At 67.9% G+C, this 2,622-nt stretch carries 5 protein-coding genes; 1 reads left to right on the top strand and 4 read right to left on the bottom strand.

Going from position 1 to position 2,622, the window contains the following annotated elements:
* Positions 1–216 precede the first annotated feature (216 nt).
* The 4 genes from JHN63_RS49885 to JHN63_RS49870 all read right to left on the bottom strand — a co-directional run bounded on the left by JHN63_RS49885 (position 217) and on the right by JHN63_RS49870 (position 2,092).
* Positions 217–552 (bottom strand): helix-turn-helix domain-containing protein, encoded by a 336-nt coding sequence (locus tag JHN63_RS49885; RefSeq protein WP_200691759.1) that lies wholly within the window; start codon positions 550–552, stop codon positions 217–219.
* The gene (locus tag JHN63_RS49880) at positions 549–926 is read right to left on the bottom strand and encodes a type II toxin-antitoxin system RelE/ParE family toxin (RefSeq protein WP_200691758.1); all 378 of its coding nucleotides are present in this window, start codon (positions 924–926) and stop codon (positions 549–551) included. Before JHN63_RS49880 ends, JHN63_RS49885 begins: the two co-directional genes overlap by 4 nt.
* A gap of 76 nt (positions 927–1,002) precedes the next feature.
* Positions 1,003–1,269, bottom strand: a complete 267-nt coding sequence (locus JHN63_RS49875; protein WP_200691757.1) for a DUF397 domain-containing protein — start codon at positions 1,267–1,269, stop codon at positions 1,003–1,005.
* Positions 1,253–2,092, bottom strand: coding sequence for a helix-turn-helix transcriptional regulator (locus JHN63_RS49870; protein WP_200691756.1), 840 nt, complete (start codon positions 2,090–2,092; stop codon positions 1,253–1,255). Before JHN63_RS49870 ends, JHN63_RS49875 begins: the two co-directional genes overlap by 17 nt.
* 113 nt (positions 2,093–2,205) lie before the next feature.
* Between JHN63_RS49870 and JHN63_RS49865 the strand changes: the two genes are divergently transcribed.
* Positions 2,206–2,598 (top strand): hypothetical protein, encoded by a 393-nt coding sequence (locus tag JHN63_RS49865; RefSeq protein WP_200691755.1) that lies wholly within the window; start codon positions 2,206–2,208, stop codon positions 2,596–2,598.
* The last annotated feature ends 24 nt before the right edge of the window (positions 2,599–2,622 follow it).

Raw genomic sequence — 2,622 nt, 5'->3', positions numbered from 1 at the left:
TACGAGGAGGGGGCGCGGGCGGGAGGGCGAGGGCTGCGGCATCGAGGCGTCGTCCTTCGGTTCGGTCCGGTGTGTGGTGTCACAACGGTGGACCGAAGGGGGCGGCCGGGCATGAGTACCGGTACTCAGCGGGAGGGGCTGAAGGGCCTAACTCGGCTTGCTGCTTGGGGTGCTTGAGGTCGTGCACGGGGGCTCGCGGGACAGGCCGGGTTGCCCTCAGGCTGCCGGGTGGGCGGTGAAGGTGACTTCCTCGTGGTCGTCGTCCAGGGCGATGTTCAGCGAGGCGTTCAGGGCCAGGGTCAGACGGCGCAGCAAGGGGAGGGTCGGTACGGTGTCGGCGCCTTCGACGCGCGAGATCTTCGCCTGCGTCAGACCGGCCCGCTCCGCGAGCTGTGTCTGTGTCAGCCCCAGTTCCAGCCGACGGTCGTACACCGCCTTGGCGAAGGCCATGGCCAACCGGATCTCCGCGTGCTCGGCAGCGACCTCCGGGGATTCGGTGTACTCCTCGGTCAGCCTCTTCTCACGGGCCAGCTTCCAGCGGGTGTGGCTCATCGCGTGCCTCCTTTTTCGCCGCGACTGTACGTGGTGTGAGCCGGCCCGTGCTCGGTGGCACAGACCTTGCGGGCGGCCACCGCGCGCGCTACCTGGGCCGCTTCATGCATGCGAGTCTTGCGGAAGACGCTGAGGAGCACGATGCGCCGACCTGGTGCGAACCAGTACGTGATCCGGGTGTCCAGGCCGCCGAGCGTGGGGCGCAATTCGTACACGCCCTCTTCCAAAGGGCGGGCGAAGGGCACGGGCGTCTGCGTCCCAGAGGCGGCCAGCAGTTCGGCGTACTCCTCCACTTTGCGGTGGTGGTTGTCGGGCAGGAGTTCAAGCCAGGACCGCACCTCTGGCTCCAACTCGATCACGTACAAGGTGTCCATGTGGTGCACCGTAGTATGTCGTAAACAGCATACTCGGGGTATTGGAAAACGTCACCGCATGGAGTGATGTGCCGGGTCAGGCGTGCTTGAGGTCTTCGACGAACGTGGACCATGTGGCGGCCTGGAAGATGAGTTTGGGACCGTGGGGGTTCTTGGAGTCACGGACGGGGACGAGGGCGGGGTGGCCGTCGGCGACTTCGAGGCAGTCGCCGCCGTCACCTCCGCTGTACGTCGACTTGCGCCAGCGCGCGACCTCCAAGCAGTCGCCTCCGCTGCCTCCGCTGTAGCTGGACTTGTGCCAAGTGACCGCCGCGTCCAGGTCGTACTCAGGGTTGCTCCTCATGGGCGTAATCCTGCGCCATCTCCTCGATCAAGACCAGGGACTTCTCGGGGGAGAGCGCACAGGCCGCGAGGAGTTCGTAGGTGAGGCGGTGGTGCCTGACGGTGCTCGGGTCGTCCTCCAGGCGTCCGGTGCCGACTCCCTCGAAGTAGACCAGTGGTGGGGCGTCCTTGAAGTCCATGAGCTTGATGGAGCCCTGCATGGCTGGGTGTGCCCCTGCCTCGAACGGCAGCACCTGCACGATGACCCGGTTCCGGCGGATCAGGCCGGTGATGCGGTGCAGGGCCGCTGTCATGACCGCAGGGCCGCCTGACACCCGACGCAACGCGGCTTCGTCGACAATCGCCCACAACAGCGGTGCTGTTGGGTCGTCGAGGAGCCGAGTCCGCTCGATCCGGGCCGTCACGAGATCCTCGATCACGTCGTCCGTCGCCGTGGGCTGGTAGGCGCGGCACACGGCCCGTGCGTACTCGGGCGTCTGGAGCAACCCGGGGATGAGCATCGTCGAGTACTGCCTGATCTCCGTAGCCGACGCCTCCGCCTCCGCCGCCTCCGCGAAGTGCTCGGGATACTTCGACTTCGCCGCCGCCCCACAATTCCGCGTGAAGAAGTCCCCCGTCCCCAACTCCACGTCCAGCATCCGCGCGTACTCCGGCAGCATCCGCCGCGTCCCCGACTCCAACTGACCGATGAACGACCCGCTCACGAACAGCCGCTGCCCCAACTCCTCCTGGCTGAGGCCCGCCTTCTCGCGGGCGTGGCGGAGTTCGGCGCCCAGGAGTGCGCGGGGTGATGACGACGGGTCGAGGTCTTTCTGTCCTGCCACAGCAACTCCCTGCCTGAACACCCGAGTTTGTTGGGGCTCCCCGTATGGCCAGGTTAGACACCCACCCGCCACGCTGTGTTGCGAACAGCAAACTCTGTGTGGAGGTGCAAGGAATGCTGCGGTCGACGGAAGAAGTCGTCGCCTCGCTGCGGGACGCGCTCACCGGTGTCGGTGTGGCCCTGCCGTCCCTGTGCGTGGACCCGGTGACCGGCGCGAGCGACGAGAGGTTCGCGCTCGTCACGCTGGGGCGGTGCAACGTCCGTACCGCCGAGAAGCTCGCGTCCGTACTGCGCGGGGAACGGCCCCCGATCGGCGCGCACGCCGTGGACGTACGGGACGGGCGGGTCGGCGAAGTGATGGGACACGTGGGCGGGTTGGTCCAGTTGCGGCCGGTCGCCGGGGGCCGGGAGTGGGACTGCCCGCCGGAGTCGACGGGGCCCGCGGGGCAGGAGGAGGTGCTGCGGGCGAGGGTGCGGGAGCGGAACCGTGAGGCCCGGCTCCCCTGAGCCGGCCGCCTCACGGTTCCGCTC

This window comes from Streptomyces sp. MBT65 (assembly GCF_016612545.1).
In the GTDB taxonomy this organism is placed as follows: Bacteria; Actinomycetota; Actinomycetes; order Streptomycetales; family Streptomycetaceae; genus Streptomyces.
Note: the sequence above shows the minus strand (reverse complement) of the source record. Positions and strands in the feature narration are given on the sequence as shown.

Coding starts and splice junctions, on each gene's coding strand:
- JHN63_RS49875 (WP_200691757.1), bottom strand. CDS start 1,269: ATGAGGAGCAACCCTGAGTACGACCTGGACGCGGCGGTCACTTGGCAC.
- JHN63_RS49865 (WP_200691755.1), top strand. CDS start 2,206: ATGCTGCGGTCGACGGAAGAAGTCGTCGCCTCGCTGCGGGACGCGCTC.
- JHN63_RS49885 (WP_200691759.1), bottom strand. CDS start 552: ATGAGCCACACCCGCTGGAAGCTGGCCCGTGAGAAGAGGCTGACCGAG.
- JHN63_RS49880 (WP_200691758.1), bottom strand. CDS start 926: ATGGACACCTTGTACGTGATCGAGTTGGAGCCAGAGGTGCGGTCCTGG.